Here is a 2461-nt window from a genome sequence, read left to right on the forward strand (position 1 = left end):
GATCAGGGATCGCGTTGTCTGAGCGAAGCGAGTTTAGCGAGACCCCGTCTGGACCGAGCACCGCAGGTTGCCCGTAGCGAAGCGGAGGGACGCAGCAACCAGGGTCGCCTTTTCTTTTGCTTACTTTTCTTTTGGCGAAGCAAAAGAAAAGTGAGTAGCCGCCGGGCTACCCCCGGCCAGCTACCCTCAGCAGAGGCTGCGCCGCCGGAACAAGAACCAGCCCGTCCGCAAGGACAAAAGAACCTAAACCCAGCTTTCCAACACAACCTTCCCCCGCGCCTTGCCGGACTCAATCAACTCATGCGCTCGCCGCAAATTCGCCGCACTGATCGAACCGAAGCTCTCCGTCAAGGTCGTGCGGATCAAACCCGAATCGACGAGTTGGGCGACCTCGTTGAGCAAGCGATGCTGCGCCACCATGTCGGGCGTGCCGAAGAGGGGGCGGGTGAACATCAGTTCCCAGTGGATGGATGCGCTCTTGCGTTTGAACAGCGTGATGTCGAAATTCACCGGGTCGTCGATCAGGCCGAACTTTCCTTGTGGTGCGATGGCTTCGGCGATTTGCGCGAGGTGGCTGTCGGTTTGTGTGAGGCTCACGATGTAGTCCACCGCGGGAATGCCGATGCGCTTGAGTTCTTCGGCAATCGGCCGGCTGTGATCGATGACGTGATGGGCGCCGAGCTCTTTCACCCAGGCCTGGGTTTCAGGCCGTGAGGCCGTGCCGATGACGGTCAGCGAGGTCAGGCGCGTGGCCAGCTGCGTCATGATCGAGCCGACACCGCCCGAGGCACCGATGATCAACAGTGTTTTGTTGTTCGGTGTTTTGCCCGGGGCTATACCCAGGCGGTCGAACAGCATTTCCCAGGCGGTAATGCTGGTCAAGGGCAGGGCGGCGGCTTCGGCAAAGCCCAGCGTTTTCGGCATGCGGCCGACGATGCGTTCATCGACCAGGTGGAGTTCGCTGTTGGTGCCGGGCCGGGCGATGGAGCCCGCGTACCAGACCTTGTCACCGGCCTTGAACAGCGTGACCTCGGGACCGACGGCGCGCACAACTCCGCTGGCGTCATAACCCAGCACCTTGTAATCCGGGCCGGCGCTGCGGGCCGCGCTGGCGCGCACTTTGGTGTCCACCGGATTCACCGACACCGCCTTGACCTCAACCAGTACATCGTGGCCGCTGGGCGTCGGATCGGGCAGGGTGATGTCGGTAAGGCCGGCCTCGCCTGCAGCGTTGAGGGCGTGTGCCTGGATGTAGCCAATGGCTTTCATGGTGTTTCCTTTGTGGTTCAAGTTGGACGAAAAGCGATGTTTTAACTGTATGATTTTTGAAAGTCGGGATAAACAACGTAGCAGTTGAAGCTATTTGCAAATAAAATTTGTAAATGAAAGCCCTGCAAGACCTGGAAATCTTTGTCCGCACCGTGGATTCGGGCAGCCTGTCGGCCACCGCACGCGGCCTCGACCTGACGCCGGCTGCCGCCAGCGCCGCGCTCAAGCGGCTTGAGGCGGAATTGCAGGCACCGCTGTTTGTGCGTTCCACGCGCAGCCTGCGCCTCACGCGCGAGGGCGAGGTCTTCCTCGCGCATTGCCGGCCCGCGCTGGCCGCCTTGCGCGATGCGCAGCTGGAACTGGCCAGCGGCCGGCAGCAGGTGAGTGGCATGCTGCAGCTGGCCGCGCCTTCCGACTTCGGCCGCAACCTGCTGCTGCCCTGGCTGGAGGCGTTTCAGCAGCAGCACCCCGGCATCCGTTACCGCCTGCATCTGTCGGACCGCGTCACCAATGTCTACAGCGACCTTGTCGATGCCGCCTTTCGCCAGGGTGAGCCGCCCGACTCCAGCATGCTGGCGCTGCCGGTACACCTGACCAACCGCCGCGTGCTGTGCGCCTCGCCCGCCTACCTGCAGGCGCATGGCACGCCCGCGACGCCGCAAGCCCTGGCGCAACACAGCTGCCTGTGCTTCATGCTTGGTGAAGAGGTGTATGACCGCTGGAGGTTCTGGCGTGATGGCGAAGAGCTCACCGTGCGCGCCGGCGGCGGCAACATCGCCAATGACGGCGACGTGGTGCGGTTGTGGGCGCTGGCCGGGCGCGGCATCATCTACAAATCGCGGCTGGACGTGGTGGCCGACCTGGCCGCGGCCCGGCTGGTCGCGCTGTGCACCGATTGGCAAACCGAGGCCTCGCCGATATACATGGTGTTACCGGGGCGGCGACAACTGACGCCGGGCCTGCGTTTGCTCCGCGAGTTTATTGAGCAGCGCTGTGCGGCGCTGACCAAGAACTAGTGTGCAGCCGGGCGCCCGCCTTGGCAAGCACAAGCGCCAAACCCGCCCTGACTTGAGGGTTGCGTTCAGGACTACAGACCTGGGAGCCCATCGCGCGCACAATGAATTTTCCAGCCGCCATCTTGGCGGATCGGATCATCAGGCAGCCCGGCCCGCAGGCCCGCGCGCTGCAACTC

At 63.2% G+C, this 2461-nt stretch carries 2 protein-coding genes; one reads left to right on the plus strand and one right to left on the minus strand.

Annotated features, from left to right (window positions below):
- Window positions 1-243: 243 nt before the first annotated feature.
- Window positions 244-1269 carry a zinc-binding alcohol dehydrogenase family protein gene (locus AC1D0P_RS24595; RefSeq protein ID WP_477679130.1) on the minus strand — a complete coding sequence of 342 codons (1026 nt, stop codon included), beginning with the start codon at window positions 1267-1269 and terminating at the stop codon, window positions 244-246.
- Window positions 1270-1382: 113 nt separating this feature from the next.
- On the opposite strand from AC1D0P_RS24595, the gene AC1D0P_RS24600 reads away from it, so the two are divergent.
- Window positions 1383-2285 carry a LysR family transcriptional regulator gene (locus AC1D0P_RS24600; RefSeq protein ID WP_477679131.1) on the plus strand — a complete coding sequence of 301 codons (903 nt, stop codon included), beginning with the start codon at window positions 1383-1385 and terminating at the stop codon, window positions 2283-2285.
- Window positions 2286-2461 lie beyond the last annotated feature (176 nt).

This window comes from Polaromonas sp. P1_G2 (genome assembly GCF_056405515.1).

What these genes read in the sequence shown, in the direction of transcription:
- AC1D0P_RS24595 (WP_477679130.1), bottom strand. Translation starts at nt 1,269, where the DNA reads ATGAAAGCCATTGGCTACATCCAGGCACACGCCCTCAACGCTGCAGGC.
- AC1D0P_RS24600 (WP_477679131.1), top strand. Translation starts at nt 1,383, where the DNA reads ATGAAAGCCCTGCAAGACCTGGAAATCTTTGTCCGCACCGTGGATTCG.